The 25,997-nt window shown below is 72.4% G+C and carries 25 protein-coding genes and 1 riboswitch; of the genes, 19 read left to right on the top strand and 6 right to left on the bottom strand.

Features of this window, described 5'->3' with window-relative positions; genetic code table 11:
• Nucleotide 1 precedes the first annotated feature (1 nt).
• The 4 genes from ACIBVQ_RS21725 to ACIBVQ_RS21710 all read right to left on the bottom strand — a co-directional run bounded on the left by ACIBVQ_RS21725 (nucleotide 2) and on the right by ACIBVQ_RS21710 (nucleotide 3,244).
• Nucleotides 2–910 carry a glycosyltransferase family 2 protein gene (locus ACIBVQ_RS21725; protein WP_399179481.1) on the bottom strand — a complete coding sequence of 303 codons (909 nt, stop codon included), beginning with the start codon at nucleotides 908–910 and terminating at the stop codon, nucleotides 2–4.
• A gap of 46 nt (nucleotides 911–956) precedes the next feature.
• The gene (locus tag ACIBVQ_RS21720; RefSeq protein ID WP_362776189.1) at nucleotides 957–1,373 is read right to left on the bottom strand and encodes a DUF2795 domain-containing protein; all 417 of its coding nucleotides are present in this window, start codon (nucleotides 1,371–1,373) and stop codon (nucleotides 957–959) included.
• A 137-nt stretch (nucleotides 1,374–1,510) separates the two neighbouring features.
• Nucleotides 1,511–2,713 carry a cytochrome P450 gene (locus ACIBVQ_RS21715; RefSeq protein WP_362914392.1) on the bottom strand — a complete coding sequence of 401 codons (1,203 nt, stop codon included), beginning with the start codon at nucleotides 2,711–2,713 and terminating at the stop codon, nucleotides 1,511–1,513.
• Between the two features lie 42 nt (nucleotides 2,714–2,755).
• Nucleotides 2,756–3,244, bottom strand: a complete 489-nt coding sequence (locus ACIBVQ_RS21710) for a hypothetical protein (protein WP_352011872.1) — start codon at nucleotides 3,242–3,244, stop codon at nucleotides 2,756–2,758.
• Nucleotides 3,245–3,754: 510 nt separating this feature from the next.
• Between ACIBVQ_RS21710 and ACIBVQ_RS21705 the strand changes: the two genes are divergently transcribed.
• The 16 genes from ACIBVQ_RS21705 to ACIBVQ_RS21630 all read left to right on the top strand — a co-directional run bounded on the left by ACIBVQ_RS21705 (nucleotide 3,755) and on the right by ACIBVQ_RS21630 (nucleotide 19,716).
• Nucleotides 3,755–4,642: a nucleoside-diphosphate kinase gene (locus tag ACIBVQ_RS21705; protein ID WP_352011871.1), complete on the top strand. Its 888-nt coding sequence runs from the start codon at nucleotides 3,755–3,757 to the stop codon at nucleotides 4,640–4,642.
• Nucleotides 4,635–5,390: a YqcI/YcgG family protein gene (locus ACIBVQ_RS21700; protein WP_362776194.1), complete on the top strand. Its 756-nt coding sequence runs from the start codon at nucleotides 4,635–4,637 to the stop codon at nucleotides 5,388–5,390. The genes ACIBVQ_RS21705 and ACIBVQ_RS21700 overlap by 8 nt, the downstream gene beginning before the upstream one ends.
• Nucleotides 5,375–6,493 carry a GNAT family N-acetyltransferase gene (locus tag ACIBVQ_RS21695; RefSeq protein ID WP_399179477.1) on the top strand — a complete coding sequence of 373 codons (1,119 nt, stop codon included), beginning with the start codon at nucleotides 5,375–5,377 and terminating at the stop codon, nucleotides 6,491–6,493. Before ACIBVQ_RS21700 ends, ACIBVQ_RS21695 begins: the two co-directional genes overlap by 16 nt.
• Nucleotides 6,494–6,555: 62 nt before the next feature.
• Complete coding sequence (locus tag ACIBVQ_RS21690) at nucleotides 6,556–7,083, top strand: thiamine pyrophosphate-binding protein (protein ID WP_352011868.1); 528 nt, start codon at nucleotides 6,556–6,558, stop codon at nucleotides 7,081–7,083.
• Between the two features lie 7 nt (nucleotides 7,084–7,090).
• Entirely contained in the window at nucleotides 7,091–7,681 is a 591-nt protein-coding gene (locus ACIBVQ_RS21685) for a thiamine pyrophosphate-dependent enzyme (protein WP_352011867.1), read from the top strand.
• Nucleotides 7,678–9,633 (top strand): alpha-hydroxy-acid oxidizing protein, encoded by a 1,956-nt coding sequence (locus ACIBVQ_RS21680; protein WP_399179475.1) that lies wholly within the window; start codon nucleotides 7,678–7,680, stop codon nucleotides 9,631–9,633. The genes ACIBVQ_RS21685 and ACIBVQ_RS21680 overlap by 4 nt, the downstream gene beginning before the upstream one ends.
• The gene (locus tag ACIBVQ_RS21675; protein WP_399179473.1) at nucleotides 9,630–10,340 is read left to right on the top strand and encodes a class I SAM-dependent methyltransferase; all 711 of its coding nucleotides are present in this window, start codon (nucleotides 9,630–9,632) and stop codon (nucleotides 10,338–10,340) included. The genes ACIBVQ_RS21680 and ACIBVQ_RS21675 overlap by 4 nt, the downstream gene beginning before the upstream one ends.
• On the top strand, nucleotides 10,337–11,605 hold the full coding sequence (locus tag ACIBVQ_RS21670; RefSeq protein ID WP_352011864.1) for an MFS transporter: 1,269 nt from the start codon (nucleotides 10,337–10,339) through the stop codon (nucleotides 11,603–11,605). Before ACIBVQ_RS21675 ends, ACIBVQ_RS21670 begins: the two co-directional genes overlap by 4 nt.
• Nucleotides 11,602–12,438, top strand: coding sequence for a hypothetical protein (locus ACIBVQ_RS21665; protein ID WP_399179471.1), 837 nt, complete (start codon nucleotides 11,602–11,604; stop codon nucleotides 12,436–12,438). Before ACIBVQ_RS21670 ends, ACIBVQ_RS21665 begins: the two co-directional genes overlap by 4 nt.
• On the top strand, nucleotides 12,435–13,274 hold the full coding sequence (locus ACIBVQ_RS21660) for a nucleotidyltransferase domain-containing protein (RefSeq protein WP_362776204.1): 840 nt from the start codon (nucleotides 12,435–12,437) through the stop codon (nucleotides 13,272–13,274). Before ACIBVQ_RS21665 ends, ACIBVQ_RS21660 begins: the two co-directional genes overlap by 4 nt.
• Nucleotides 13,275–13,325: 51 nt before the next feature.
• Complete coding sequence (locus ACIBVQ_RS21655) at nucleotides 13,326–14,399, top strand: amidohydrolase family protein (protein ID WP_399179469.1); 1,074 nt, start codon at nucleotides 13,326–13,328, stop codon at nucleotides 14,397–14,399.
• Nucleotides 14,396–15,550, top strand: a complete 1,155-nt coding sequence (locus ACIBVQ_RS21650) for a hypothetical protein (RefSeq protein ID WP_399179467.1) — start codon at nucleotides 14,396–14,398, stop codon at nucleotides 15,548–15,550. Before ACIBVQ_RS21655 ends, ACIBVQ_RS21650 begins: the two co-directional genes overlap by 4 nt.
• Complete coding sequence (locus tag ACIBVQ_RS21645; RefSeq protein ID WP_399179465.1) at nucleotides 15,547–16,788, top strand: acetyl-CoA carboxylase biotin carboxylase subunit family protein; 1,242 nt, start codon at nucleotides 15,547–15,549, stop codon at nucleotides 16,786–16,788. The genes ACIBVQ_RS21650 and ACIBVQ_RS21645 overlap by 4 nt, the downstream gene beginning before the upstream one ends.
• Nucleotides 16,789–16,795: 7 nt before the next feature.
• On the top strand, nucleotides 16,796–17,593 hold the full coding sequence (locus ACIBVQ_RS21640) for an inositol monophosphatase family protein (RefSeq protein WP_399179463.1): 798 nt from the start codon (nucleotides 16,796–16,798) through the stop codon (nucleotides 17,591–17,593).
• A 5-nt stretch (nucleotides 17,594–17,598) separates the two neighbouring features.
• On the top strand, nucleotides 17,599–18,816 hold the full coding sequence (locus ACIBVQ_RS21635; RefSeq protein WP_399179461.1) for an ATP-grasp domain-containing protein: 1,218 nt from the start codon (nucleotides 17,599–17,601) through the stop codon (nucleotides 18,814–18,816).
• Between the two features lie 138 nt (nucleotides 18,817–18,954).
• Nucleotides 18,955–19,716: a metallophosphoesterase family protein gene (locus ACIBVQ_RS21630; protein WP_399179459.1), complete on the top strand. Its 762-nt coding sequence runs from the start codon at nucleotides 18,955–18,957 to the stop codon at nucleotides 19,714–19,716.
• Nucleotides 19,717–19,734: 18 nt separating this feature from the next.
• Here the strand turns inward: ACIBVQ_RS21630 and ACIBVQ_RS21625 are convergent, their stop codons facing one another.
• Together ACIBVQ_RS21625 and alaS are read right to left on the bottom strand one after the other, a co-directional pair.
• Nucleotides 19,735–20,004: an ArsR/SmtB family transcription factor gene (locus tag ACIBVQ_RS21625; protein WP_399179457.1), complete on the bottom strand. Its 270-nt coding sequence runs from the start codon at nucleotides 20,002–20,004 to the stop codon at nucleotides 19,735–19,737.
• Between the two features lie 55 nt (nucleotides 20,005–20,059).
• Nucleotides 20,060–22,705: an alanine--tRNA ligase gene (alaS, locus tag ACIBVQ_RS21620; RefSeq protein ID WP_399179455.1), complete on the bottom strand. Its 2,646-nt coding sequence runs from the start codon at nucleotides 22,703–22,705 to the stop codon at nucleotides 20,060–20,062.
• 135 nt (nucleotides 22,706–22,840) lie between these two features.
• Nucleotides 22,841–22,967, top strand: a riboswitch (cobalamin riboswitch).
• Nucleotides 22,968–23,159: 192 nt separating this feature from the next.
• On the opposite strand from alaS, the gene ACIBVQ_RS21615 reads away from it, so the two are divergent.
• From ACIBVQ_RS21615 to ACIBVQ_RS21605, 3 genes are read left to right on the top strand one after another with little or no spacing between them, the layout of a single operon-like run.
• Nucleotides 23,160–24,146: an ABC transporter substrate-binding protein gene (locus ACIBVQ_RS21615; protein ID WP_399179453.1), complete on the top strand. Its 987-nt coding sequence runs from the start codon at nucleotides 23,160–23,162 to the stop codon at nucleotides 24,144–24,146.
• Nucleotides 24,143–25,207, top strand: coding sequence for a FecCD family ABC transporter permease (locus ACIBVQ_RS21610; RefSeq protein ID WP_399179451.1), 1,065 nt, complete (start codon nucleotides 24,143–24,145; stop codon nucleotides 25,205–25,207). Before ACIBVQ_RS21615 ends, ACIBVQ_RS21610 begins: the two co-directional genes overlap by 4 nt.
• Nucleotides 25,207–25,986, top strand: coding sequence for an ABC transporter ATP-binding protein (locus tag ACIBVQ_RS21605; protein ID WP_399179678.1), 780 nt, complete (start codon nucleotides 25,207–25,209; stop codon nucleotides 25,984–25,986). The genes ACIBVQ_RS21610 and ACIBVQ_RS21605 overlap by 1 nt, the downstream gene beginning before the upstream one ends.
• Nucleotides 25,987–25,997: the final 11 nt, after the last annotated feature.

Raw genomic sequence — 25,997 nt, 5'->3', positions numbered from 1 at the left:
CTCAGGCGCTCCCGGCCTCCCGTGGCCGGTCCTGGCGCCGTTCGGGTCGTTCCAGTGAGTCACGGGCCGCCTCCACCCACGGCGGCAGTGCCCGGCGGCTCGCCAGCGCGGCGGGCAGCCTTCCCACGGCGTCCCGGATTCCCCGCCGCCCCGCGGGCCCGCCACGCGCGGCCGACGACACGGCGCGCGCGACCACCGGCCACGGCCGCCGCATGACGGCGGTGAGGACGGCGTTGCGGGCGGCCAGCGCCCGCCTGCCCCCGGGGTCCCGCGCCGGGGAGGGATGGTGGTGGGCGACCACGGTCTCGACATAGGCCAGTCCCCATCCGGCCGCCGCCAGGTCCAGGGCCAGGCGTTCCTCCTCCCCGAAGAAGAACACCACCTCGTCGAAGCCTCCGGCGGCCAGGTAGGCCTCCCGTCGTACCACCGCCCCGCACGCCAGGAAACCCAGCACGCTCGGCCCCGGCAGGTCCGGCTCCGTGCCCAGCGGACCGGCGGCCATCTCCGCGCAGACCGGGTCGGGCCGGCCCTCGGGGCCGACCAGGACGCGCCCGGCCAGCACCGCCAGCCGGGGATGGGCGTCCAGCACGTCGGCGGCCCGTTCCAGGGCGCCCTCGGCCCACCAGGAGTCGTCGTCGGCGAAGGCGACGTAGGGCGTCCCGGCGAGCCGTACCCCCAGATTCCTGGCGGGCGCGCCCAGGTTTCGTCCCAGCTCGACGACCCGCACGTGCGCGAGGCGCCGTCGTGCCATCTCCGCGCTGCCGTCGGCCGAGCCGTTGTCCAGCAGGATCACCGGCCCCTCGTGGCGAGGCAGGGAGCGCTCAAGCTCGGCGCGGCGGTCGCGGCTGGCGACCACGACCGTCACTCTCGGCCCGTCCGCCCCGTTCCTCTCCGGCGTCGTGTCGCCCATCTCCGGCGGGCCCCCTTCCCGGGTACGGCGGGGCCGTACCCGCCGGTCAGTCCCGCTGCTCCCCACCGCCGAACCCGAGCGTTTCGGCGATCTCCTCGACGTTGGCGAAGGTCCGGTCGGGCAGCGCCCGCAGGGCGGAGAGCACCGGATCCGGCGCGGACTGCGCCTCGGCGCGGGCCAGCAGGGTCGCGCGGTCGGCGGGAAACGCGTGGGTGCCGCTGATCCAGCGGGCCAGGACGCTACGGCTGTCCACCTCCTGCGGGGTCATCTCCTCCGGGGAGCCCGGTTCGTGCCCGGGTGGCCGGGGCCCCGGGGCCAGATCCCTCTCACCGGGGGCGTCGAGGGGCTCCGGCTCCTTCCACTCCTCGACGCTGCTGTCCTCTCCTCCCTGGACGATGCCCTGGGCCTCGTGTTTCTGCTCGTCGTCCAGCCGCGGACCGTGCTTGGTGCTTCCCCGTTCCATCTCTGGTCCCCCTTCCGAGTTCGTACTCCTGCCCCTGCCCCGTATGCCGGCGGCTACCCACCACCGGACCGCCGAGCGGCGTGGCCGGGACAGGCGCCGCCCCCGGAGACGGATCTCCAGGGGCGGCCGTACGGTGCCTATCCCTGGATGAGCGGGAGGTGGCGCACCCCCGTCAGAGAGGGGGTGGGGATGAACAGCACGGGGTCGTCCGGGTCGGTCCGCAGGGTTTCGAAGCGGTCGAGCAGGATGTCCAGCGCGACCCGTCCCTCCAGCCTGGCCAGTGGCGCGCCCAGGCAGAAGTGGATGCCCCGGCCGAACCCGAGGTGCGGGTTGGGGTCACGGCCCGGGTTGAAGACGTCGGGATCGGGGAACTGGCGTGGATCCCGGTTGGCCACCGCGAGCCAGACCATGACCATCTTGTCGGCCGGGATCGTCACGCCGCCCAGTTCGGCCTCCCGGGTGGTGGCGCGGCCGAGGAGGGCGAAGGGGGTCATGTACCGGATCGCCTCCTCGATGACGGCCGGGATCGAGGACCGGTCGGCGCGCACCTTGGCCTGCTGCTCGGGGAAGGCGTCCAGGCACAGCACCGTGTTGCCGAGCAGCATCGTCGTGGTGATGTGTCCCGCGAGCAGCAGGATGATCGCGAAGTTGACCACCTGGTCGTCGGGCAGGCGTTCGCCGTCCACCTCGGCCTGGACCAGCCTGGTGAGCAGGTCGGCGCGCGGCTGCCGCCTGCGTTCGGCCGCGTGGGCGGCGAGGTAGGCGGTCATCTCCCGCCACGGTTTCAACGTGGCCGCGACGTCCGCCTTGCGCTCCTCCTCCGAGCGGTTGAGCGAGATCTCGGCGTCACGCTGGAACAGCGCGTCGGCCCACTGCTTGAACAGGGCCCGGTCGCCGCTGGGCACGCCGAGCAGTTCGGCGATGACGATGACCGGCAGCGGATAGGCCAGGTCGCGCACGAGCTCGAAGCGGTCCTGCTCACGTGCCGCGTCGAGCAGTTCGTTGGTGAGGGCGGCGATCCTCGGTTCGAGGTCCGCCACGACCTTCCTGGTGAAGGCGTTGCTGACCAGCTTGCGCAGTTTGCCGTGCTCCGGCGGGTCGATCTGGGTGATGAAGCCGTCCAGCGAGAACTCCTCGCCGAACGACATCTCCTGGGGAATCACCCGCATGGTGTCGGAGGAGTACGTCGCGGGGTCGCTGAAGACCTCGTGCGTCTCCTGGTATCCGTAGACGTTCCACAGCCCGGTCCGGCTGTCGAACTCGACCGCCGGGCCCGATCGGGGCCCGTGCAGCCAGAAGTGCTGTTTGGGGATGTCGTACCGTTCGACGATGCCTGACATCGCCTCTCCTTGGTTGAGGATCCCTCTGCCTGATGCGGTACGTCAGGACGTCTTCTCGCGGTACTCCTTCCAGCGCTCAAGCATCCCGTCCGCGTCCTGCAGGACGAAGGCGTAGAAGTCCCGGGTCTCCTTCAGCCGGGCGCGCTGGTCCGGCCGGTCGTCGCCGACGATCGACAGTCCGAGGTCGAGCGTGTCGAGGCTCTGCCTGACGGCGGCCAGCTGGGCCCGCACGATCTCGGCCCACTCGCCGCTGGCCGTCCGGTAGCGGTGTTCACGGGTGGCGGTCGGAACGCGCTCCGCCATCCCGCTCAGCTCCAGCTGCCTGGCGACCGTGCTGACCGCGGTCTTGCTCACGCCCAGTTCGGCCGCCAGCTCGGTGAGGGACCTGTCGGGCGGGTCGCAGATCATGAGCCACGCGTGCAGGCGGCCCATCGTGCGCGTCCTGCCCATACGCTCCATGATCAGCCCCATGCGATCGACGAACTCGGTCTCCGAAGGGTCCACAAGCGCCAACTCCGCAATGAACGTCAAGTACGTACTTTACGAAGCGTACGCCTCTTTCCGGCGGGAGTGAAGGACCGCGCGTCCACCCCTCCGCCGGAACCCGCCGGGCCCCATGAGTGACGTAGATCACACTTCATCCACCGGGCGCGCGACGGACCGGGACATGATCCGCGAAACCCCAGGTCCCACCCGCGAACGGAGACATCCGTCACACACGGGACGAGCCGGACCGGCCGGACCCGTGGCGTCAATCGCCCGTTCACGGTTGACGCGCTTTCTTGACATGTCGCATGCTCTTGAAGTCGAACATATTCACTCGCACCGGGAGCCGTTTTTCAGCCAGGCGTGCGGGACAGTGCTTTCCTTATAGCGGAACGGTTCTCGGGAAGGGTTCCCTCCGCGTTTCCGGAAAGATGACAAACGGACGCGCGACCCTCATTTCCCGCCCGTCCGGAAACACTGCACAACCTCTTGAAATTCTATTGAGCGTACGAGAGGTGAAAGGCCGTGGACTGGTCCCGTAATCTTGTGGTCGTCGTGAGCCCCGATTCCTTCATTCGCGGGCTCGGGCGCCGAATCGTGGACGACGTGCTGAACGCCGGCTGCGAGGAGGTGGCGGCACGGGTCGTCCAGCCGGGAAGTCTCCTGCTCGACGTCATCTACGACGACCTGGCCCTCAGGAGGATCCACTTCGGGACCTACCGGTACCGCGCGATCGACGCGCTGTACCGGCTCGGGCCCTCACTGGCGCTCCTGCTGACCGGCGGGCCCGACATCCACCGGCGCTTCACCGAGATGAAGGGCTCCGGGCCGCTCGAACGGGCCTCCCCCTCCTCCCTGCGGCTGCGCTACGGGGCGGTCAACACGATCCTCGGCCTGCTGCACGCCTCGGACAGCCCGCAGGAGGCCGAACTGGACTGGCGGACGTTCTTCGTCAGGGAGTGGGGCAACCTCGGCCGCGGCGAGCTGCCGGAGAGCCACGCCCAGCTCGCGACGCCGGGGGCCCGCACCCTCGCCTCCCTGCTCGACAGAGCGCCGGGAACCGGGGAGAACCGCGGCTTCCTGCAGGTGAGAGACCAGTTCAGGAGGGTCCTGATCGCCCACCTGTGGGAGCTCCTACCGGACTCCGAGGCCGCCTCCGTGGCCCACGACCTCGCCGGGACGCCAAAGACCCCGCTCGACGACGAGCTCGTCGCCCGTGTCGCGAAGAGCCTGGACGGCTCCGCCGACCTGCTCCTGCGCCGGGCCCTGGGCTCCACGTTCACCCCCGAGGGGCCGCCGCTGGACACCGACCGGCTGTGGACCGCGCTCCAGGGTTACGGAATCAGGGTCGACCCCTGGTCCAGGGCCGTCCTGGCGACCTCGCAGTACTTCCCGCCGGTGGCCTATCCCGACCCGGTCGCGGGCGGTGACGCACGTGGGTGAGAGCGCCTCCGCACGGATGTGGACGAGCGCCCAGGAACCGCCGGAGGACTCCCCCGAATGGGTCTCCCGGGAACGGCGGCGAATCCGTGACGCCCTGCTCTCCACCCATCCCTTTCCCTACCCCTGCCACTTCGGCGCCATCGGCGAAGCCGCGGGAAACAATTACTACACGTTCATGAACCTGCGCCGGGACTTCTCCGGCGAGGTGGCCGCCGTGGCCCGCGACCTCGCGCATTTCATCGGAATCCAGCGCGGTTCCCCCGAAGAACGGCTTTCGTTCCTCCTCATGGTCGGCCCGCCGTCCGGCGAACGCGACTTCGCAGGGTACCGCGCCCTTTTCTGGAAGGTCCTTTCCGGCCTGCATTCGTCTGACAGAGGACCACGCCCCCCTGACGTTCCCGACGACCCCGACGACCCGAAATGGGATTTCAACTTCGGCGGCGAACGGCTCTTCGGTTTCGGCATGTGCCCGGCCTACGGCCCCCGGCGCAGCCGGGCCCTGGGGCAGTGCCTCCTCATCGCGATGCAGTCCCGGAGCGTCTTCGGGAACATCGGCGGTTCGACGGCGGCGGGGCGCGCGGCCAAACGGCGCATCCGCCGGAGCCTGTCCCGGTACGAGGACGTTCCGCTGCTCTCGGACGCCGGAGACGGCCTGGGATCGACGGCCGAGAAGTGGAAGCAGTACTTCCCCGAGATCGACGGACGGCCGCTGACCGGCGGGTGCCCCATCCGATGGGAGCGGCGTTGAGGGCCGGGGACGGGGCGCGGCTCGTCGTCGACGAGGTCCTGCCGCCGCGCTGGCCCGACCTGACCTTCCTGACCTCGCCCGCGTGGCTGGAGATGATGGGGGACAGACCGCCGGGCCGGGGCCACTACTTCCGGCTCGTGCGCGACGGTGTCACCCTCGCCGCGACCACGGGATACCTGATCGAGGACCCGGACTGCTACGAGTCGTTCAACCTCCACGAGCTGATGTGGCGTGATCCGCCCGTCTTCCCCGACCAGCGGCGCCCGCCCGGCGAGGCCCCGGAACGCTCGCTCTGCTTCCCGTTCCTCGCGATCGTGCAGCCCGGCTACGACGCCGGCGTGGTCGGCCCCGGCGGCCCCTCACCCGAGCGGGTCGGCGATCTGCTGGCCGCCGTCACGGCGTGGGCGCGGGAGGCCGGTGCGGTCTGCGCGGCGGTGCTGTACGCGGCGGGTCCCGCGCTGTGCTCGGCGCTTTCTGCCTCCCCCGCGTGGTCGCGGATCCCCGGCACGGTGCGGTCGGTCCTCGAAGTGCCGCGGGGCGGGTTCGACGAGTACGTCGCCCGGCTCCCCAAGACCAGCCGCCAGAAGGTGCGGTGGGACCTTCGCGACCTCGCCCGCGCCGGAGTGCGCACCGCCCCGGCGCCCGCGGACGTCCCCGGCGCGGCGGAGATCCGCCTACGGATGAACCTCGTCGGGAAGTACGGCGGGTACAGCACGCCGGAGACCGAGTGGTCCAGGCTGGAGCGGCTCACCTCGCTCTTCCCGCCACAGCGCCTCCGGCTGTTCCACAGCCGCTCCGCCGGCGACGAACTGCTGGCGTTCAGCCTGTTCATCCGGTACGGCGAGCAGTGGCACGTGTTCTGGTGCGGTTTCGACTACGAGAACCCGGCCTGCCGCAGGACCTACTTCGACGTGATGTTCTACACCCCGGTCCGTGCCGCGCGGGAGGAGGGGGTACGGACGATCGACTACGGGCTGGGCTACGAGCGGAGCAAGAAGTGGCGGGGATGCCACGGGGCGAGGCGGGACATCTGGGTCACCGACCTCTGCGGAGGACTCACCCCATGGATCGAACGTGCCGCACGCCGGGACGACCCGCCCTGAGAACCACCCGGCAGCACCCCCCCGACAGCACAGCGAGTGCACGGCGAACTGGAGACGCAGACTTGGATGTCATTGCCGCGCGAGAAACCGAGCGAACTCCCGTGCTGGCCGAGGAGGTCTTCGCGGCCGGATACGACTTCATCACCGGCGTACCCGACTCCCACCTCGCGGGTTTCCTGAGCGGGCTGGCGGAGCACCCCCGCGCCGCCGACCGCTACCTGCCCGGGACGCGGGAGGACAACTGCGTCGCGCTCGCGGCGGGCGCGTACCTGGCGGGCGCGACACCCCTGGTGTTCATGAAGAGCGCCGGGCTCGGGACGTGCGTCGACGCACTGACCAGCCTGGCGCTCGTCTACCGCGTCCCCCTGGTGCTGATGGTCTCCTGGGCCGGGCACGACGGCCGGGACGTCCCCCACCACAACGTCATCGGCGGGCCCGCCCCCGCCGTACTGGACGCGCTGGGCATCCCCGTACTGCGCTGCCGGCTGGCCGACCCGGCGCAGGTGGCGGAGCGGTTGCGCGCGGCCCTGCGCACCGCGCGCTCCTCCCGGATCCCCGTCGCCGTCCTGTGCGCGCCGGAAGGGGCGTGAGCGGCGGATGCTGACCAGAGGCGAGGCGCTCACCCGCGTCACACGGGCGGCCGACGCGGCGGACGCGGCGGTCTTCACCGGCAACGGGCTCATCCCCCGCGCGCTGTACGCGCTCTCCGACCGGGCGGAGAACTTCTACATGATGGGCAGCATGGGGCTCGCCCTCCCCATGGCCGTCGGGTTCTCGAAGCTGTCCGGGGCGGTGGCCTTCGCCGTCGAGGGCGACGGGAACACCCTCATGGGGCTGTCGGCGGCGCCGCTGGCCGCGGCCGCCACCGGCCCCCTGGTCCACGTGGTGCTGGACAACGGGATGTACGAGAGCACCGGCGGGCAGGGGTCACCGGCGCCCCGGTTCTCCTTCGTCAAGATGGCCGAGGCCTGCGGGTACTCGACGGCCGTCTCCGTGGCCGAGGGCGACGCGCTCTCCCTGGCGCTGTCCGCGGCGGTCGGCGGAGGGCACGTCGGCCTGGTCCACGTCCTCGTCGCGACGGACGGCGGCCCGCCTCCGCCCCGGGTCCCCTTCCACCCGGCCGAGATCACCGAGAGGTTCATCGCGCGGTTCCGTGAAGACGTTTCCCGGCAGGAGACAGCCCAATGAACGAGTTACGCATCGGCATAGGCGTGCACAGCCCCATCACCGCGTTGCTCGCGGAGGAGGCCGGGGCCGACGTCCTGTGGCTCGGCAGCCTTGAGATGTCCGCCAGCCGCGGTGTCCCGGACCGGGAGGTCCTGGAGGTCACCGAGGTGGCCGCCATCGTCCGCTCGGTGCGGGCCGTGACGTCCCTGCCGATCTACGTCGACGCCGACACCGGCAGGGGCAGCGACGAGGTCGCCGTGCTCGCGACCAAGCTCTACGAGGAGGCGGGCGCCACCGCCATCTGCGTCGAGGACAACGTCTTCCCCAAGCGGAACTCCCTCGACGACCGGTTCAGCGGCCGGGAGCTGCTGGGCGCCGAGGCGTTCGCCGAGCGGATCTCCGCCATGGTGGCCGCCCGCCGTTCCATCCAGGTCATCGCCAGGACCGAGGCCCTGGTCGCCGGGCACGGGGCCGACGTGGCGGTGCGGCGGCTGCGGCGCTACGCCGCGGCGGGCGCGGACGCCCTGTTCGCGCAGGCCAACCGGGCCAGCGCCGACCAGTTGCTCCCCGTCGTCGAGCGGATCGCCCCGCTGCGGCCCATGGTGCTCGCCCCCACCGTGCTGCCCGGCGTGGACGCCGAGGCCTTCGCCGCGCACGGCCCGGTGACCGTGATCTTCGCCAACGTCGTCATCCGCAACCTGGTGGCGCAGACCTCCCGGGTGCTGCGCGACCTGATGGCCTCGCGGCGTCTGGAGAACGTCCTTCCCGACCTCGCCGGGGTCGAGCGGCTGTTCGAGCTTGCCGAACACGGCCACGCGACCGACCCGCCGCCCGCGACCGGCGTCCCCGTTCCCGAGCCCCGGCCCCGGGTCGAGGAGCGCGCGACCCGCCCCTCCGACGTCGAGACGGCCAGGGTCAGGATGACCGAGGCGGCCTTCGACTACTGCGCGGGCGGTGCCGGGGACGAGTCGGGGATGCGGCGCAACGTCGAGCGTCTGGACGCCCTGACGCTCACACCGCGTGTGCTGCGGGACGTCTCCGCCCGCAGCACCCTGACCGAGCTGCTGGGCACCCCGCTCTCCGCGCCGCTCCTGGTCACCCCGATGGGACTGCAGGCCCTGTGCCACCCCCGGGCCGAGGTGGCCACGGCCGCCGCCGCGCACTCCCTGGGGCTCGGCTTCACCCTGTCCATGTTCAGCTCCCGCCCGGTCGAGGAGGTGGCCGAGGCCGCCCCGGACCGGCTGTGGCAGCAGGTGTACCTGCTGCGGGAACGCGAGGTGAGCTGGTCCCTGGTCGGCCGGGCCGAACAGGCGGGCGCCAGGGCGGTGGTGTGCACCGTGGACGTCCCGCTGGTCGGCCGCAGGAGCCGCGATGCCCGCAACGGGTTCCGGCGGTTCGACACGGCGCCGCCTGCGATCGTCCAGGACCCGTGCTTCGTCGACCTGCTCGCCCACCGGCGGCGCCGGAACCCCTCCCTGACCCCCGCCGGTCTGGTCGCCGAGCTGTTCCCCGATCCGGCCGTTTCCTGGGCGGACCTCGCGGAGCTGCGCTCCCGCACCCGGCTCCCGCTCGTCGTCAAGGGCGTCCTGCACCCCCAGGACGCCCGGCGGGCCGTGGACGCAGGCGCGGACGCGATCCAGGTGTCCACGCACGGCGGCCGTCAGTTCGACCGGCACGTGGCCGCGGCGGACGCGCTGCCCGCCGTCGTGGCGGCGGTCGGCGACCGGGTGCCCGTGCTGTTCGACTCCGGGGTGCGCACCGGGGCACACGTGGCGACCGTGCTGGCGCTCGGCGCGCGGGCCGTCCTGGTGGGCCGTCCCGTGCTGTGGGGGCTGGCGGCGCGCGGCCAGGAGGGGGTTGAGGGCGTCCTGCGTTCCCTCACCGAGGAACTCGACCACACGATGGCCCTCATCGGCGCCCCCGCCGTCGACGGCCTCGACCGGGAACTGATCGGGGTGCGGGAGTGGGCGTGAACCAGGGACAGACGAGCGGCACCCCGGCCGGCACCACGGCCAGCACCACGGCCCACCAGCACTGGGACCAGGTGTGGCGGACCGGCGACGGGCGTGCCGACTGGTCGACCGTCGACCCCTGGGTCGCCGGCACCGTAGGCCTGCTGCGTGAACGGCGGGCGCGGACGGTGCTCGACCTGGCCTGCGGGGTGGGCAGGCACGCGGTGTTCCTGGCCCGGTCCGGTTTCCGCTGCTGGGCGGTCGACGCCAGCCCGACCGCCGTCGAGCACACACGCGCGGCGGCCGAGCAGGCCGGGGTCGACGTGGACCTGCGGATCGGCCAGATGAACCGGCTCCCCTACCCCGACGGCCACTTCGACTACGTGCTGGCCTACAACGCGATCTACCACGGAGACCCGGAGGCGGTGCGGGCGACCGTCCAGGAGATCCACCGGGTGCTGCGGCCCGGCGGGCTCTACCAGGTGACGATGCTGTCGCGGCGCAACCGGGGCTACGGGCAGGGCGTCGAGGTCGCGGAGGGGACCTTCGTACGGCCCGACGCCGACGACGACAAGGTGCACCCGCACTTCTACTGCGACGCCGCCGGGCTGGTCACGCTGAACCGGCCCGCGGAACCCCTGTCGATCCACGACGCGGAGCACTCGGCTCCGGGGTCCTTCCACTGGCACTGCCTGTTCGAGACGCCCGCGGGGCCGGAGCGCGGATGACCCGGGAGCCCAGGACCACCCTGCTGTCGCGGATGGCGGACCGGCCGCAGCTGCGGCCCTTCCGGATCCGGGACTTCAGGTACCTGTGGGCCGGGTTCGCGGTCTCGCTGCTCGGGGACGGCATGATGTTCGTGGCGCTGCCCTGGCTGGTGCTCTCCATGAGCAACACCGCGACGGCGCTGGCGTCCATCGGGGTGGTGATGGCCCTGGCGGCACTGCCCGCCGCGCTGGTCGCCGGGGCGCTCGTGAACCGTTTCGGCGCCCGGCGGGTGATGCTGGCCGGTGACCTCTGCCGGGCGGTCACGCTGGCGGCCCTCGGCCTGCTGGGCATGGCCGGCCTCCTCAACGGCTGGTTGCTTCTGTGCGGGCTGGCCCTGTTCTCCGCCGCCGAGGCCGTCTTCGTCCCGGCCTTCGCGACGATGGTGCAGTCGCTGGTCCCTCCCGAGCACCTGGTGGGCGCCAACTCGGCCGACCAGGCCATCCGGCCCCTGATGTGGCGGCTGGTCGGCCCGGTGGCCGGCGGCGCCCTGGTGGCGAACTACAGCGCGGACTGGGTGCTCCTGCTGGACGCGGGCACCTTCGTCGTCTCGTTCCTGTTCCTGCTGCGGGTCGGCGCCGAGCGGGATCCCGGCCCCGGGGACGGCGCGAACCTGCTGGCCGACGGCCTCGGCGGCTGGCGTTACGCGTGGAGGCACCGCTGGCTGCTCTACGCCTTCTCCGCGGGCGCGGTCGCGGTCGTCTGCGTCATGGGGCCGTGGAACGTGCTCGTCCCCTACGTCCTGCGCAACGAGGTCGGCGGCGGCGCCGAGATGTACGGCCTCGTCCTGGCCGTCGGCGGGGTCGGCCAGGTCGCGGGCGCCCTCCTCGTCGGAGGCAGGCCACTCGACAGGCGGACGCTGCCGTTGCTCTACCTCGCGTGGGGGGTGATGGCGGGCGGCCTGGCGGGGTTCGCCGTCCACTCGTCGCCCTGGCCCGCGCTGGCCGGCAGTTTCGTGATCAACGCGGCGCTCGCCGTCTCGACGGTCCTGTGGGGGGCGCTGTTGCAGAGCGCCGTGCCACGCGACCAGGTGGCGCGCGTGTTCGGCATCGACTGGGCCCTGTCCCAGGTGCTGGTGCCCATCTCGTACTCCGTCGCGGGGGCGCTCGCGGACACGACGTCCACGCGTACGGCCCTGCTGGTGGCCGCGGTGGGCGGCCTGGTCTGTGTCCCGGCGATGCTGATCGTCAAGTCGGCCCGGCGGATGCCGGAGGTGAGGGGTGTATGAGCGACACACTCGTTGAGGCGCTGGCACGGCGTTTCTCCTGGCCGGACGGCTGCGGCGTGGTGCTGGCCGGCTCCACGGCCGAGGGCGTGGCCATGCGCGGTTCCAACGTCAACGTGCTGGTGGTGGACGCGCCGTACGGCTGGGCGCCACCCGGTGACGGCACGCCGTGCGTGGTGCGGCCGATGAGCCTGTGCCTGAACCACATCTACTCCTGCGACCCGGTGATCAGCCTTGAGGTGCTGCGTCCGCTGGACGGCCTGGCCGAGCTCGCGGCCGGGATGTCCCGCGTCGGGGACCCGGGCACCCCGGATCTGGAGCTGCCCGTCCTCGACGTGCTGGAGATCAGGCTCCTGTCCCGGCTTCGGGGCGGCCTGGTCCTGCACGGGGACGAGACGGTCGAACGCTGGCGGAAACGGATGGAGCTGGGGTGGCTGCCCGCGTTCCACTGCGCCACCACGTACCTGACCGCGCTCCACTTCCATCGCAAGGCCGCGACCGCCCAGGCCGACGGGCTGCCGCTCGACGCCTCGGTCCAGTTGCGCCTGGCGGTCGAGCACCTGCTCGTCAGCGCCCTGGCCGCCGACGACCGTGTGCTGCACGAGGTCAAGAACCTCGGCAGGCACCTCACCGCGGACCTGTCGGCCGCCGTGGACAGGCCCCGGCTGCTCGTGGAGGCCGGCGCCCTGCTGCGCCGGGACATGACGGCCGTACCCGAGCTCTTCGCACGGATCGAGGAGCTGGCGGCGGGCCTGCTGGACTGGCTGCCCGGCACAAAGCACGGCGCGACCGCGGCCCGCTACCTGCGCGGCCAGGGGCTCGGGGGGCGTCCGTGACCACGCCTGCCTCCCACGTCCCCGCGCTTCCGCCCGTGGTCCGCCAGGTCGTGGACGGCCTCGCCGGCTCGCCCGTCGTCCGCTCCGTCCGGATCGCGGGCTCACGGGCCCGCGGCAGGCCGACCAGCCCGGACAGTGACTGGGACATCCTCGTCTACGTCGAGGAGGTGCCCTCCGAGGCGGAGCTGCGCCGCCTGCTGCCCGCTCTCCCCTCGGGGAGCGAGCCGGTCGAGCTCGTCACCGCCAACCTCGGCCACCCGTTCCAGGAGTCGGAGTTCTCGGTGCCGGTCTCCCCCAGGATCGACGTCTGCCTGCGCCCGCTGGCGAACCTGGAGGCCGAGCGGGAACGGGCGGACAGGGGGGCCTTCCTCGTCCACTCCTACCCCAAGATCCACAGCGGTGTGCCGTCCTACATCCTGCTGAGCGAGGCCGCGCTCTCGGTCTCCGTGCACGGTGAGGTCGGGCGGCCCCCCTGCCCCGTCGCGCTGCGGGACAACGCCGCCGCCTGGTGGCGCGGGCGCGCGGCGTGCTGCCTGCTGCTGGCGACCGACCACGTCAGGGCGGGAGAGACGATCGGCGCCCTGGGGCACGTGCTCGCCGCCGCCACCTCCCTCGCGCACGCGCGGCTCATCGGCCGGGGGTACTGGTACCCCATCACGAAACGCCTGCTCGACGAACCGGGCGCGCTGCCCGACGGCGCCCGCCGCGGCCTTGAGGACCTGTCCGCCGGCCTGATGACCACGGCCTCGGTCGACCGGATCGCCGGGGACATGGCCCTCGACCCGGAGGACGGGCTCGAATGGCTGGCCCAGGGCCGGCACATGGGAGTCGAGTGATGCCCGCGAAAAGCACATCGACGACCCGCGACCACAGAAGCTGGAGATCTCGTGCCCGACGCCGGACTGTACGACTGTGACACGCACTTCACCGACCACCTTCCCGAGATCTGGGAGGACATCGGGTTCACCGCCGCCGAACGCCCCGAGGTGGTCGTCGAGGCGGGGGTGACACGGCTCCGGCTCGGAGACCGTGTCTTCCCCAAGCCGAGCGGCCCCGGGCACGGCAACCCCAAGGGCCTGGGCCACCTCATCGGGCCGGGCCAGGACGAGGACAGGGCCGTCTTCACCGGCAAACACGGCATCGCCGCGGCCGTCCTCCAGCCCGGGTTCGTCGGCCTGTCGGTACAGGCCGTCGAGGACGAGCAGACGCGCCTGCGCCTGCTCGACGGGTACAACCGGCTGGCCTCGCGGGCCTGCGCCCGGTCCCGCCTGACCCTGAAGTGGGCCTTCCTCGCCTCCGCCGAGGACCCGAAGTGGAGCGAGGAGACGCTGCGGGGGTACGCCGACGACCCGCACCTGGTCGCCGTCGTGGTACGGCCGACCGCCCGCACCGCCACGGCGCGGCTGAACTCCCCGGACCTCGCCCCGCTGCTCGGCACGGCGGCGCGGCTGCGGCTCCCGCTGGCCGTGCACGGCGGAACCGGCTGCCACCAGTGGTCGCCGCTGGCGGACGCCTACGACGACTACGCGATGACCCACGCCTTCGGGCACATGGGCGAGCAGATGATCGCGCTGGCCGACCTGGTCACCCGCCCCGACGGGCTGCCCGACGGCCTGCGGGTGGTCATGCTGGAGTCCGGCATCGCCTGGATTCCCAGCGTGCTCGGACGGCTCGCGAGCCACACCAGGCGGCTGGCGGGGGACGTGCCGGACCCGGTCGAGACCTTCCGCGAGCACTTCGCCGTGGTGCCCGACCCCGGGGAGGAGCACGTGCTGTGGGCCGCTCGTCAGCTCGGCGCGGAGAGCATCCTGTTCGGCTCGGACTACCCCCACTGGGACACCGTGGAGTCCGGTGGCTGGCTGGCGAAGTTCTCGGACCTCTGCCCCCCTGACCTGCTGGCCGCCAACACCTCGCGGTTCGTCCCGCGCCTGGTCGGGCGGGCGGCGGGTGACCCGCGATGACGCCCCCGCCCCTCGTCCCCGCCGGGGACCGTCCCGTCCGTGTCCTGGTGGCCGGTTGCGGCGACCTCGCCGTACGGGTGCTGCACGGGCTGGCGAACGCGCCGTCCCCCCGCCGTCTCGCGATCCTCGGACGTGATGGGGAGGCGGTCGTCCGTACGGCCAACATGGTGGCGCTCTCGGCCGCCCAGCTGGGCAGGCACTGGCCGGTCGAGCCCCTGGTGGCGGACCTGGACGACACCGCGCGCACGGCGGAGGCCCTCGCCGGATTCGCCCCGGACATCGTGTTCGCCGCGGCCAGCCTGCAGTCCTGGCACGTGCTCTCCGAACTGCCCCGGGACCGTTTCGCACGTGTCGGCGCCGCCCGTTTCGGGCCGTGGCTCCCGATGCACCTGTCCCCGGTGCTCAGCCTCATGAGAGCCGTACGGCTCGCCGGCAGTCCGGCGGTCGTGGTCAACGCGGCCTACCCCGACGCCGTGCACCCGGCGCTCGCCGGGGTGGGACTGAGCCCCCACCTGGGCATCGGCAACGTGGCCAACTCGGTCCCCGCGCTGCGGGCCATCGCGGCCCGGCACCTCGGCTGCCCGCCGGAGGAGGTACGGCCGCGTTTCGTGGCGCACCACTTCGTCGGGCACCGGCTCTCCCGGACCGGGGACGGCGGCGGCGCCGCCTACCACCTGACGTTCTGGCGGGACGGCGTCGACGTCACGGCGGCGTTGCCTCCCGAGGACGTCATGTTCGCCCTGATGCGTACGCAGTACCGCCGTACCGGCGGCCGGGAGGGGCAGGTCATGACCGCGGCGTCGGCCCTGAGCGTGCTGGAACCCCTGGCCACCGGCACCGGCGCCGAGGTGCACGCCCCCGGCTGGGCCGGCCTGCCCGGCGGCTACCCGGTCAGGATCACCCCGGACGGCACGGAGCTCGACCTGCCGCCCCGGCTGTCGGAGAAGGAGGCCGTGGAGATCAACCTCGACGGCCAGCGTCACGACGGAATCGCCCGGATAGGGGCCGACGGCCTGGTGGAGTTCACCGAGGAGTCGACGGAGATCATGCGGGCGGAGCTCGGATACCACTGCAAGCAGCTCGCGCTCGACGACGCCGGGCAGGCCGCGGCGGAACTCGCCGCCCGATACGCGGAGTACAGCCGACGATGAGCGATGAGCCGGTACGGACCCTCGTCCTCGACCACATCGGTTACCGGTACTACCGGGACACCGACGGCCGTGCCTTCCTGCCCGCCTCCCGCAACCGCGTCCGGCTCGTCACCGACATCCGCAAGCTGGACCAGGCCCGCGGTGACGAACTCGCGGGCGTCGTCGGCGTCCCGCGCGGTGACGAGACCCTCCTTGAGGCCGCCGCGCACTTCCTGGACGGCGTCTCGGAGCGCCCGACCCAGCGGATCGTCGCCATCAGCGAGGGCCTGCTGCTGACCGCCGCCAGGATGCGGGACCGGCTGGGCGTGCCCGGCCCGACGGAACACCAGGTCCTGGGGTACCGGGACAAGGTGATCATGAAGGAGCGGCTTCGGGAGCGCGGCGTGCGCGTCCCCGACTTCGCCCCCTTCACCGAGGCGAACGCCCTGGAACTGCTGCGCAGGCACGGCGCCCTGGTGGCCAAGCCACGGCGCGGTGAGAGCTCCGCTGGCATCGTCTTCCTCGACGACGCCGAGGACGTCCGCCGGTTCGCCGCCACGACCTCCAAGGAGGAGCTGGCCCGGTACGAGGTGGAGGAACGTGTCGACGGGCGGCTGTTCCACATCGACAGCGTCGTCCATGACGGGGTGCCGCTCGCCGCGGTGGCCGGGCGGAGCGTGGAGGAGACGACGTCCTACCGCCGCCTGGAGGCGTTCCGCGACGTGGCCGTGGGGCCGGGCCCGACCCTCGACCTGCTGCTCGCCTTCAACCGCCGGGTCCTCGCCTGCTACCCCGACTTCAGCGGCGTCACCCACCATGAGGTCTTCCTCACTCAGGGCTCCGGGGGCTCCGGGGACGAGGTCTGTTTCTGTGAGATCGGCGGCCGCGCGGGCGGCGGCGGCATCATCCCGGGTTTCCTGTCCCGGACCGGTGTCAACCTCGACGAGGTCGTCATCCGCTCCCAGCTGGGGCTTGAGGTTCCCCGGCCCCCTGAACCGGCCCCGCACCTGACCGGTTACGCGCTGGTCTACGCCCCCGCAGGACGGCTCGACACGGACCTGACTCCCCCGGCCGAGGACTGGATCATCGACACCCAGCTGCGCTTCCAGGTCGGCGACGTCATGCCGCGGCCCGCGGCGTGGAACCAGGCGGCCGTGACGGTGACCGTACGCGGTGAGACGGAGGCGCAGGTCCAGGCCCGGCTCGACGAGGTGATCGAGCTGACGCTGAGGCGGCTGCGCGGCCAGGAACGGAAGTGAGACGGCGTTGGACACCGAGTCGGACACCGGGTTGGACACCGAGTTGGACATCGAAAGGCTCGCTCTCGTCGTGGCCCGGCGCGCGGCGGCGGAGATCGAGGACACCGCGCGGGAGACCTACCGGGTCACGCGCAAGAGCACCGAGCAGGACCTGCTGACCGAGGCGGATCTGAGGTCGGAGTCGGTCATCATGGACCTGCTGCGCACGGCCAGGCCGGACGACGCGGTCCTGGCCGAGGAGTCCGGCTACCAGGCCGGGTGTTCCGGGGTCACCTGGATCGTCGATCCGCTCGACGGCACCGCCAACTTCGTGCGGGCCTCGCCCCACTACGCGGTGAGCGTCGCGGCGGTCTCCGGCGAGCGCTGGCTGGCCTCCGTCATCGTCCGGCCCGCCGACGGGCAGTGGATGGCGACGCTCGACGGTTCGCTCGACGGCAGCTTCACCCGGTCGCCGGGCCCCGCGGAGCGGCACGTCCGGGTCGCCGTGGCGCTGCCGTACGGGACCGAGGAACTCAAGGAGGCCCACAGCATCCTCCGGCTCGTCGGCAGGCGCTACCAGGTGGTGCGGACCGGTTCGGCGGCCTGTGACCTGCTGAGGGTGGCGGCCAGGACCCTCGACGCCCACATCGCGGTCGCCCTCCCGTGGTGGGACACGGCGGCGGGACACGGCCTGGTCCGCGCGGGCGGCGGCACCGTGACACGCGGCCGGTCGCTGCGGCGCACCCGGATCGACATCGCCGGGGAACCGGCCGTGGTGCGCGCGCTGCTCGGCCTCCTGACCGAGCACCGCCACGTGGTGGGGTGACGGGAATGGCCCACACCCGCGCCGGGCGGCCCGTGCTGCTGCTCGTGACGAGCCGCAGGCGGCGTTTCACCCGTCACCTGCTGGAGCGGCCGGACATCGGCACGGTGCTGCTGTGCACAGGGGCCACGGCGGGTACGGTGCCGGACGGCGTGCCCTGTTTCGTGATCGACGAGGACCGGCCGCTGGCCGGGGAGGTGACCCGTTACAAGAAGTGGGCCGCCGAGCTCGGGGCCGTCCCCACCCACTTCTGCAACCCCGACGAGACGCTCCAGCCGCTGACGCACCGCTTCGCCGCGTTCGCCGGGCTGCCGCACATGACCCGGGACCAGGTCCGCCTGGTCACGGACAAGGTGGCGATGAAGGAGTTGTTCGCCGCCGCCGGGCTGCCCGCGGCGCGCTGGCGCGCCGTCACCTCGGCGCAGGAGGTACGGGCGTTCGCCGACCGGCACGGATGGCCCGTCGTGGTGAAACCGGCCGTCTCCGGCTCCAGCGTGGACGTCTGGAGGTTCCACTCCCACGAGATGACCTCGGCCGCCCGGATCATGGCGGTACGGCCCCGGCGGCGGTGGATCGTCGAGGAGCACGTGGCGGGCACCGAGCACCAGCTGTGCGCCCTCGTGCACCGCGGCGAGGTCCAGGACGCCTTCGTCGCCGTCAACCCGGCCCCCATGCTGGAGACGCTTGAGGGCGCGATGAACGCCGACATCACCCTGGCGCCGTCGGAGCCCAAGCCCCTCGACCCGAGGAAGGTGGCGCAGCGGATCTCCGACGCGCTGGGTTATCGCGACGGTTATCTCCACGCGGAGTTCTTTCTCCGGCCGGACGGTTCCCACGTCATGGGTGAGATCGCGGCGCGGCTGAGCGGGGCCTGGTTGCCGGAGAACCACGGCCTTTCCCACGGGTTCGACATGCTGGCCGCCGTCGCGGACGTCTATGTGGGACGGCGTCCGAAACTGGCGTACACCCTCGACAGGTCGGTCGGGGATCTTCTCCTTCCCGCCCGCCGTGGCCGCGTGCTGGACATCTCTCCCGTAGAAGACCTTCTTTCCCTTCCCGGGGTCATCTCCGGCGAGGTCACGGCCTCGGTCGGCGACCGTCTCGAACCGGCGCGCGCCTCGAACGCCTGCACCGGCTATCTGCACATAGCGGGAAGGGATTCGAAAGAGGTCAGGGAGCGCATGGAAAACGCGCTGTCCGAATATCGTCTGGTGACAACAGAATGATTTCACCGATAAATCATCGTCACCTGTGTTGTTCAGGGCTTTTTCCGGCCGGTCGGCCGGTCCGCTGGCGACCGGCCGCGGCGTCCGTGTAGAAAAGCACCTGAGACCCGTAACCGACGCGGCCAGAAAGGACATTCGATGGTGGCAAGTGTCGCTGTTCTGTCCGATATTCACGGGGTGTTGCCCGCGCTTGAGGCCGTACTCGCCGAACCCGAGGTGATGGCCGCCGACAGGATCGTCGTCACCGGCGACCACGCCGCGGGCCCCCAGCCCGTCGAGGTGCTCGACCGGCTCCGCGAGCTGGGCGACAGGGCGGTCCTGGTGCGCGGCAACGCCGACCGCGACCTGGTCGCGTTCGCGCGGGGAGAGGGCGTCGAGGACGCCTGGGAGATCGACCTGTGGGCCGCGCGGCAGCTCCGCGACGAGGACGTCAAGCTCCTAGCCGACCTGCCCCACCCGGTCACCATGGAGGTCGAGGGCTTCGGCAAGGTCGTCTTCTGCCACGGGACCCCGCGTGACGACAACGAGGTCGTGCTGGTCGACACCCGGCTTGAGCGCTGGGCGGAGGTCTTCGCCGACCTGCCCGGCGACGTGCGCACCGTGGTGTGCGGGCACACGCACATGCCGTACCTGCGGCTCGTGGACGAGCGTCTCGTGGTGAACGCCGGAAGCATCGGCATGCCCTACGGCCGCACCGGCGGTCACTGGCTGCTGCTGCGCGACGGCCAGGTCCAGATCCGCCGCACCCCGTTCGACCTCGACGACGCCGTGGAGTCCGTGGTGCGCAGGTCGGGCTACCACGACTGCCGCTCGTGGGCCGAGCACTACATCCACGCCGTCACGACGGACGCCGAGGCCGTCACCGCCTTCGGCCCGCGCGACGGCCGGGCGGCCTGCTGAACGCCCTCATCCGGCCGCTCAGGAGGCGGGAGTGGCCACCAGCCGGTCGCCGAGGGGGCTTCTGCGGTACAGGACGTGCCGCCCGTCACGGACCCGGGTGACCAGGCCGGTGCCGTACAGCACGCGCAGGTGCTGGGAGACGGCGCTCGGGGTCGCCCTCAGACGGCGGGCGAGTTCGACCGTCGACGACGGCTCCTCAAGCAGGCCGAGCAGCGTGGCCCCGGGCACGCCCAGCAGCGCCGCCAGGACGGTGGCGTCCGAGGGAACGCGAGCCCCGTACGCGGCCACGAGCCGGCGGCACGTCAGCGTCTACGAACGCGCCGGGTGAGCCGGGGCGGTCCGGTCACGCCGGCGTCCGGTCCGTGAGGAGGGCTGCGAGGGCGGCCAGGGCCTTGTCCGGGTCGGCGGGCCTGCGGCCCTGGGCCGTCTCGGCGTTGCCGCCGCCCCGGCCCTCGGGCAGCGCTCTGACCAGGTCAGCGGCGGCCAGTCCCCGGGTACGGCCCGCGGCGTTCACGGTGACCACGAGGGCCGTTCCTGACAGCACCGCGGCGACGCCCGGCCGGTCCTCGGGCAGCGCCGTGCCGACGCGCTCCGCCAGGAGGCGGGCGTCGGTCTCCGTGGTGCCGGTGGCCAGCAGGACGTCGCCGTGGACGGTCGCGGTCGCGGCGACCTGACCGGCCTCGACGGTCAGGAGCCGGTCGCGGAGCCTGGCCGTCTCACGTTCGCTCTCCCTGAGGCGTTCGGCGAGGGCGGCGACCCGGTCGGCGACCTCCGCGCGGGGGGCGTTGAACTGCTCGGCGATCCGGGAGACGAGGTCGCGCTCGCGGGCGAGGTAGCGGAAGGACTCGATGCCGGTGACGGCCTCGATGCGGCGCTGCCCCGAGCCGACCGACGACTCGGCGGTGACGGCGACGCCGCCGATCTGGGAGGAGCGGTCGACGTGGGTGCCGCCGCACAGCTCCCGTGACCAGGCGCCGCCGATCTCGACGACCCGGACGGTCTCGTCGTAGGTCTCGCCGAACAGCGCCAGCGCCCCGATCTCACGGGCCTCCCGAAGGGGCATGTGGCGCACCTCGACCGGCAGGTCCCCGCGGATCGCGACGTTGGCGGCGTCCTCGATCTCCCCGCGGGCTCCGGCGGGCAGGGCACCGCGCCAGGAGAAGTCCAGGCGCAGGTGGCCGGGCCGGTTGTAGGAGCCGGACTGCAGGGCGGCCGGGCCGAGCGTGGCGCGCAGCGCGGCGTGCACGACGTGGGTCGCCGAGTGGGCCTGGCGGGCGCCCGCGCGCCACTCGGGGTCGACCTGGGCGCGTACGGGCTGTCCCGGCGCCAGTTCCCCGTCCAGGACGCGCACCTGGTGCACGACCAGCCCGGGGACGGGGCGTTGCACGTCCAGCACCTCGGCGGACAGGCTCGGGCCGTGCAGGGTTCCCGCGTCGCTCTCCTGGCCGCCGGACTCGGCGTAGAACGGGGTGCGGTCGAGGACGACGCCGACGATCTGGCCCGCGACGACCGTGGCCACGGGCGCCCCGTCGCGGAGCACGGCCAGGACCGTCGAGTCGGTGGTCAGCGTCGTGTACGCCCGCCAGTCGGTGGGGCCGTGCTCGTCGAGGAGGGCGCGGTGCAGTCCGGTGTCGGCGTGGCCGGTCTTCCTGGCGCGGGTGTCCTCACGGGCGCGGCGCCGCTGCTCGGCCATCAGCTCCCTGAACCCGGTGACGTCCACGTCGAGGCCGTGTTCGGCGGCGATCTCGACGGTCAGGTCGATCGGGAAGCCGTAGGTGTCGTGCAGCTTGAAGGCCGTGGCCGCAGGCAGCCGTTCCCCGGTCCGGATGATGGCCCGGTCGAGCAGCGCGCTGCCCTGGCGCAGCGTCGAGCGGAAGGTCTCCTCCTCGCCGTAGGCGTAGGCCGAGATCCGGTCGAAGTCGGCGGCCAGCTCCGGGTAGGAGGGCGCCATGCAGTCGCGGGCCACCGGCAGCAGTTCGGGCAGGACCGGGTCCTCGTAGCCGAGCAGCCGGACGGCGCGGATCGCCCGGCGCAGGATCCGGCGCAGCACGTAGCCACGTCCCTCGTTGGAGGGGGTGACGCCGTCGCCGATCAGCATGAGCGCGGTGCGGACGTGGTCGGCGACGACCCGGAGCCGGACGTCGTCGGGGTGGCTCTCGGCCGCGGACGGCCCGGAGCGCACGCCGTACCTGGTTCCGGTCAGCGCCGCGGCGGCGTCCAGGACGGGCCGGGTCTCGTCGGTCTCGTAGAGGTTGTCGACGCCCTGGAGCAGCGCCGCCATGCGTTCCAGGCCCATGCCGGTGTCGATGTTGCGGGAGGGCAGCTCGCCGAGGATCGGGTAGTCCTCCTTGCCGACGCCCTCGCCCCGCTCGTATTGCATAAAAACGAGGTTCCAGAATTCGAGGTAACGGTCCTCGTCGACCTCGGGCCCGCCCTCTCGCCCATAGGCCGGGCCACGGTCGTAGTAGAGCTCGGAGCAGGGCCCGCACGGCCCGGGGACGCCCATGGACCAGAAGTTGTCGGCCTTGCCGCGCCGTACGATGCGGGCCTCCGGCAGGCCGATCACGTCCCGCCACAGGGCGTGGGCCTCGTCGTCGTCCAGGTAGACGGTGGCCCAGATCCGGTCGGGGTCGAGGCCGTAGCCTCCCTCGGCCCGAGGCTTGACCGTCAGGTCCCAGGCGAGCCTGATCGCCTCCTCCTTGAAGTAGTCGCCGAAGGAGAAGTTGCCGCTCATCTGGAAGAACGTGCCGTGCCTGGTGGTCTTGCCGACCTCGTCGATGTCGAGGGTGCGGATGCACTTCTGCACGCTGGCCGCCCGGGGGGACGGCGGTGTCCGCTGCCCGAGGAGATAGGGCTTGAACGGCACCATGCCCGCGTTGACGAACAGCAGCGTCGGGTCGTCGGCGGGCAGCGGCGCGCTGGCGGCCACGGTGTGCCCCGCCGCCGCGAAGTGCTCAAGGAACCGCCGTTTGACCTCCGCCGTCCGCACTTGCCCTCCCGAATGCCGCCAGTCTTTGCAATTGCAAATTTGTTGCAACAAGGCATCGTACAGCCGCCGGAACCGGAAGCCATCTTCAGCGCATCAACGGCTTCGTGCAATGATGACCGGCGAAGGCGAGCGCGGACGAGGAAGCCGGTGCGAATCCGGCGCGGTCCCGCCACTGTGATCGGCGAGCGGACCCCCACGAGGTCACCGCCCCCTGCGGGGTGGGAAGACGGGGGCGAGCATCGACCCGAGAGCCAGGAGACTCACGCGGTCGCCTCCTCGACGAACTGGGGCGGATCTCCCCGGAGAGGAGCGGGTCGGCCGATGGATGACCTCGCGTGGCGACGACCGCACGAGCCCTCCGCGCCGACGTGTGCCCGGAGACGACCTCCTGGCCGGTTCCGTGACCTTCCGGCAGGGCCGTCCCATGGTGCAGATCCCGTGAGAGGAACCGTCCGTGACGGTCAGACGTCCCCTGTCCCTGTTGCTCGCCCTGTCCTGTGCCATGCTCCTGGCCGGTTGCAGCGCCTCCTCCGGAGCCCCGGCTGAAGCCCCTGCCGGGGCCGTCGCGGGCTTCCCGGTCACCCTCGATGACTGCGGCGTCAGGACGACCTACGACCGCCCGCCGCGGCGGGCGGTCTCGCTCAACCAGCACGCGACCGAGGTGATGCTGGCGCTGGGACTGCAGGGGTCGATGGTCGGCACCGGATATCTCGACGACAAGGTCCTGCCCGAGTACCAGGCCGCCTACGACGGGGTGAAGGTGCTCTCCAGGCAGTACCCCTCCTACGAGGCGCTGCTGGCCGAGGAGCCCGACTTCGTCTACGGCGGTTTCTCCAGCGCCTTCGACGAGAAGGAGGGCCGCGGCCGCGACGCGCTGGGCAAGGCCGGGATCGACACCTACCTCAACGTCGAGCAGTGCCCGTCCGGCCCGGTGGACATGGACCTGATGGACCGGGAGATCCGCAACGTCGCCACGATCTTCGGCGTGCGCGAACGGGCCGAGGCGCTCATCACCCGGCTGCACGAGCCCCTGGCGCGGGTGAGGGAGAGGCTCGCCGACGTCGAGCCGGTCAGGTTGTTCGTCTACGACAGCGGCGACAAGACCGCCTTCACCGCCGGGGGCAAGGGCGTCGGCGACGAGATCATCACGCTGGCGGGCGCGCGGAACGTCTTCACCGACGTGGACAAGACGTGGGCCGACGTGTCGTTCGAGCAGGTCGCCGAGCGCGCGCCCGACTGGATCGTCGTCTACGACTACGGCGAGGAGAAGGTCGAGGACAAGAAGAGGTTCCTGCTGTCGAACCCGGCGCTCGCCGACGTTCCGGCGATCAGGCACAGGCGGTTCGCGGTGCTGCCGCTGTCGTCGGTCGTGCTCGGGGTCCGGGCGCCGTCGGCGGTTGAGTCGCTGGCCCGGCAGATCCACCCCGACCGGTTCGAGTGAGCGGCCTGACCGGGCTCTCCCGGACGACGCCCGTCACCCGGCGCCCCGGCCTGCCGTACCCGCTGACGCTCGCGCTGTGCGCGCTGCTGCTCGGCGGGGCGGTCACGGCGGGGGTCGCGGCCGGTTCGATCAGCCTGCCCGCCGAGCAGGTGTGGGGCATCCTGCTGCACCGCCTCCACCCCGCGCTGGCCGAACCGGTCTGGTCCCCGGTCAGGGAGACCGTCGTCATGGACGTACGGCTGCCGCGGGTGATCCTGGGCGGGGTCATCGGCGCCGGTCTCTCGGTCTGCGGGATGGCGTTGCAGGCGCTGGTGCGCAACCCGCTGGCCGATCCGATGCTGCTTGGCGTCTCCTCCGGCGCCAGTGTGGGCGCGGTGAGCGTGACGGTGTTCGGCCTGACCTTCCTCGGACCGTTCTCACTGCCGGTCGCCGCGTTCGCGGGGGCGCTGGCGGCGCTGGTCACGGTCTATTTCCTGGCCCGGTCCGGCGGGCGGATGACCACGGTACGGCTGGTGCTGGCCGGGGTGGCGACGGCCGAGGTGCTCTCGGCGGCGGCCAGCTTCCTGGTGGTGACCTCCGACGACCCGCACCGGGCCCAGTCGGCCGTCCGCTGGATGCTCGGCGGCGTCGCCGGGACGACGTGGACGACGGTGTGGGTGCCCGCGGCGGCCGTGACGGCGGGCACCGTCGTCCTGCTGGGCGTCTCGCGCCCGCTGAACCTGCTGCTGGCCGGGGAGGAGGCAGCCGCCTCCCTGGGGCTGGACGTGCACCGCTTCAGGACGGCGCTGTTCGTGCTGGTGGCGATGGTGATCGGCACCGTCGTCGCGGTCAGCGGGGCCATCGGGTTCGTCGGGCTGATCATGCCCCATGTGGTGCGGCTGCTCGTCGGTGCCGACCACCGGCGGGCGCTTCCGGCCACGGCGCTGCTCGGGGCGGCGTTCCTCATCACGGCCGACCTGGTCGCCAGGACGCTGATCACCCCCGAGGAGATACCGGTGGGGATCATCACGGCGCTGGTCGGCGGGCCGTTCTTCCTGTGGCTGATGCGCAGGAGGACCTGATGGGCGCTCTGGCCGTACGGGAGGTCTCGGTGCGGATCGGCGGCAGGGACCTGGTGCGCGCGGTGACGTTCGAGGTGGCCCCCGGTGAGGTGCTCGGCCTGGCCGGGCCCAACGGCGCGGGCAAGTCGACCCTGCTGAGGACCCTCTACCGGGTGCTGCGCCCCACCGCCGGGCAGGTGCTCCTCGACGGGCACGACGTGTGGCGGACGCCGGGCAGATGGCTGGCCCGCCGGCTGGCCGCGGTGCTTCAGGACGGCGGCGGCGACTTCGGGCTGAGCGTCCACGACGTGGTGTCCATGGGACGTACCCCGCACAAACGGGCCTTCGACGGCGACTCCCCCGCCGACCGGGCGATCATCGCCGAGGCGCTGGAACGGCTGGACGTGGCCGATCTGGCCCACGCGCCCTTCGACCGGCTCTCCGGCGGGGAGAGGCAGCGGGTGCTGATCGCCCGAGCGCTGGCGCAGCGGCCGGAGGTGATGGTGCTGGACGAGCCGACCAACCACCTCGACCTGCGCCACCAGCTCGACGCGCTGCGTCTGGTGCGCGGACTCGGGATCACCGCGGTGATCGCACTGCACGACCTCAACCTGGCCGCCGCGTTCTGCGACCGCCTGTGCGTCATGGACGGCGGCGCGGTCGTGGCGCTCGGGACCCCGCGCGAGGTGCTGACGCCTGAGCTGCTGCGGGACGTCTACCGGGTGGACGCCGAGGTCGGCGCGCATCCGAGGACGGGCGTCCCCCAGGTGACGCTGATCACCGAGGGGGACGCGCCGTGAGGGGCTCCGTG

Source organism: Streptosporangium sp. NPDC049376 (genome assembly GCF_044466505.1).
Classification (GTDB): Bacteria; Actinomycetota; Actinomycetes; order Streptosporangiales; family Streptosporangiaceae; genus Streptosporangium.
Note: the sequence above shows the minus strand (reverse complement) of the source record. Positions and strands in the feature narration are given on the sequence as shown.

Coding starts and splice junctions, on each gene's coding strand:
- ACIBVQ_RS21695 (WP_399179477.1), top strand. CDS start 5,375: ATGGGAGCGGCGTTGAGGGCCGGGGACGGGGCGCGGCTCGTCGTCGAC.
- ACIBVQ_RS21630 (WP_399179459.1), top strand. CDS start 18,955: ATGGTGGCAAGTGTCGCTGTTCTGTCCGATATTCACGGGGTGTTGCCC.
- ACIBVQ_RS21680 (WP_399179475.1), top strand. CDS start 7,678: ATGAACGAGTTACGCATCGGCATAGGCGTGCACAGCCCCATCACCGCG.
- ACIBVQ_RS21685 (WP_352011867.1), top strand. CDS start 7,091: ATGCTGACCAGAGGCGAGGCGCTCACCCGCGTCACACGGGCGGCCGAC.
- ACIBVQ_RS21715 (WP_362914392.1), bottom strand. CDS start 2,713: ATGTCAGGCATCGTCGAACGGTACGACATCCCCAAACAGCACTTCTGG.
- ACIBVQ_RS21635 (WP_399179461.1), top strand. CDS start 17,599: ATGGCCCACACCCGCGCCGGGCGGCCCGTGCTGCTGCTCGTGACGAGC.
- ACIBVQ_RS21645 (WP_399179465.1), top strand. CDS start 15,547: ATGAGCGATGAGCCGGTACGGACCCTCGTCCTCGACCACATCGGTTAC.
- ACIBVQ_RS21650 (WP_399179467.1), top strand. CDS start 14,396: ATGACGCCCCCGCCCCTCGTCCCCGCCGGGGACCGTCCCGTCCGTGTC.
- ACIBVQ_RS21670 (WP_352011864.1), top strand. CDS start 10,337: ATGACCCGGGAGCCCAGGACCACCCTGCTGTCGCGGATGGCGGACCGG.
- ACIBVQ_RS21665 (WP_399179471.1), top strand. CDS start 11,602: ATGAGCGACACACTCGTTGAGGCGCTGGCACGGCGTTTCTCCTGGCCG.
- ACIBVQ_RS21725 (WP_399179481.1), bottom strand. CDS start 910: ATGGGCGACACGACGCCGGAGAGGAACGGGGCGGACGGGCCGAGAGTG.
- ACIBVQ_RS21720 (WP_362776189.1), bottom strand. CDS start 1,373: ATGGAACGGGGAAGCACCAAGCACGGTCCGCGGCTGGACGACGAGCAG.
- ACIBVQ_RS21605 (WP_399179678.1), top strand. CDS start 25,207: ATGGGCGCTCTGGCCGTACGGGAGGTCTCGGTGCGGATCGGCGGCAGG.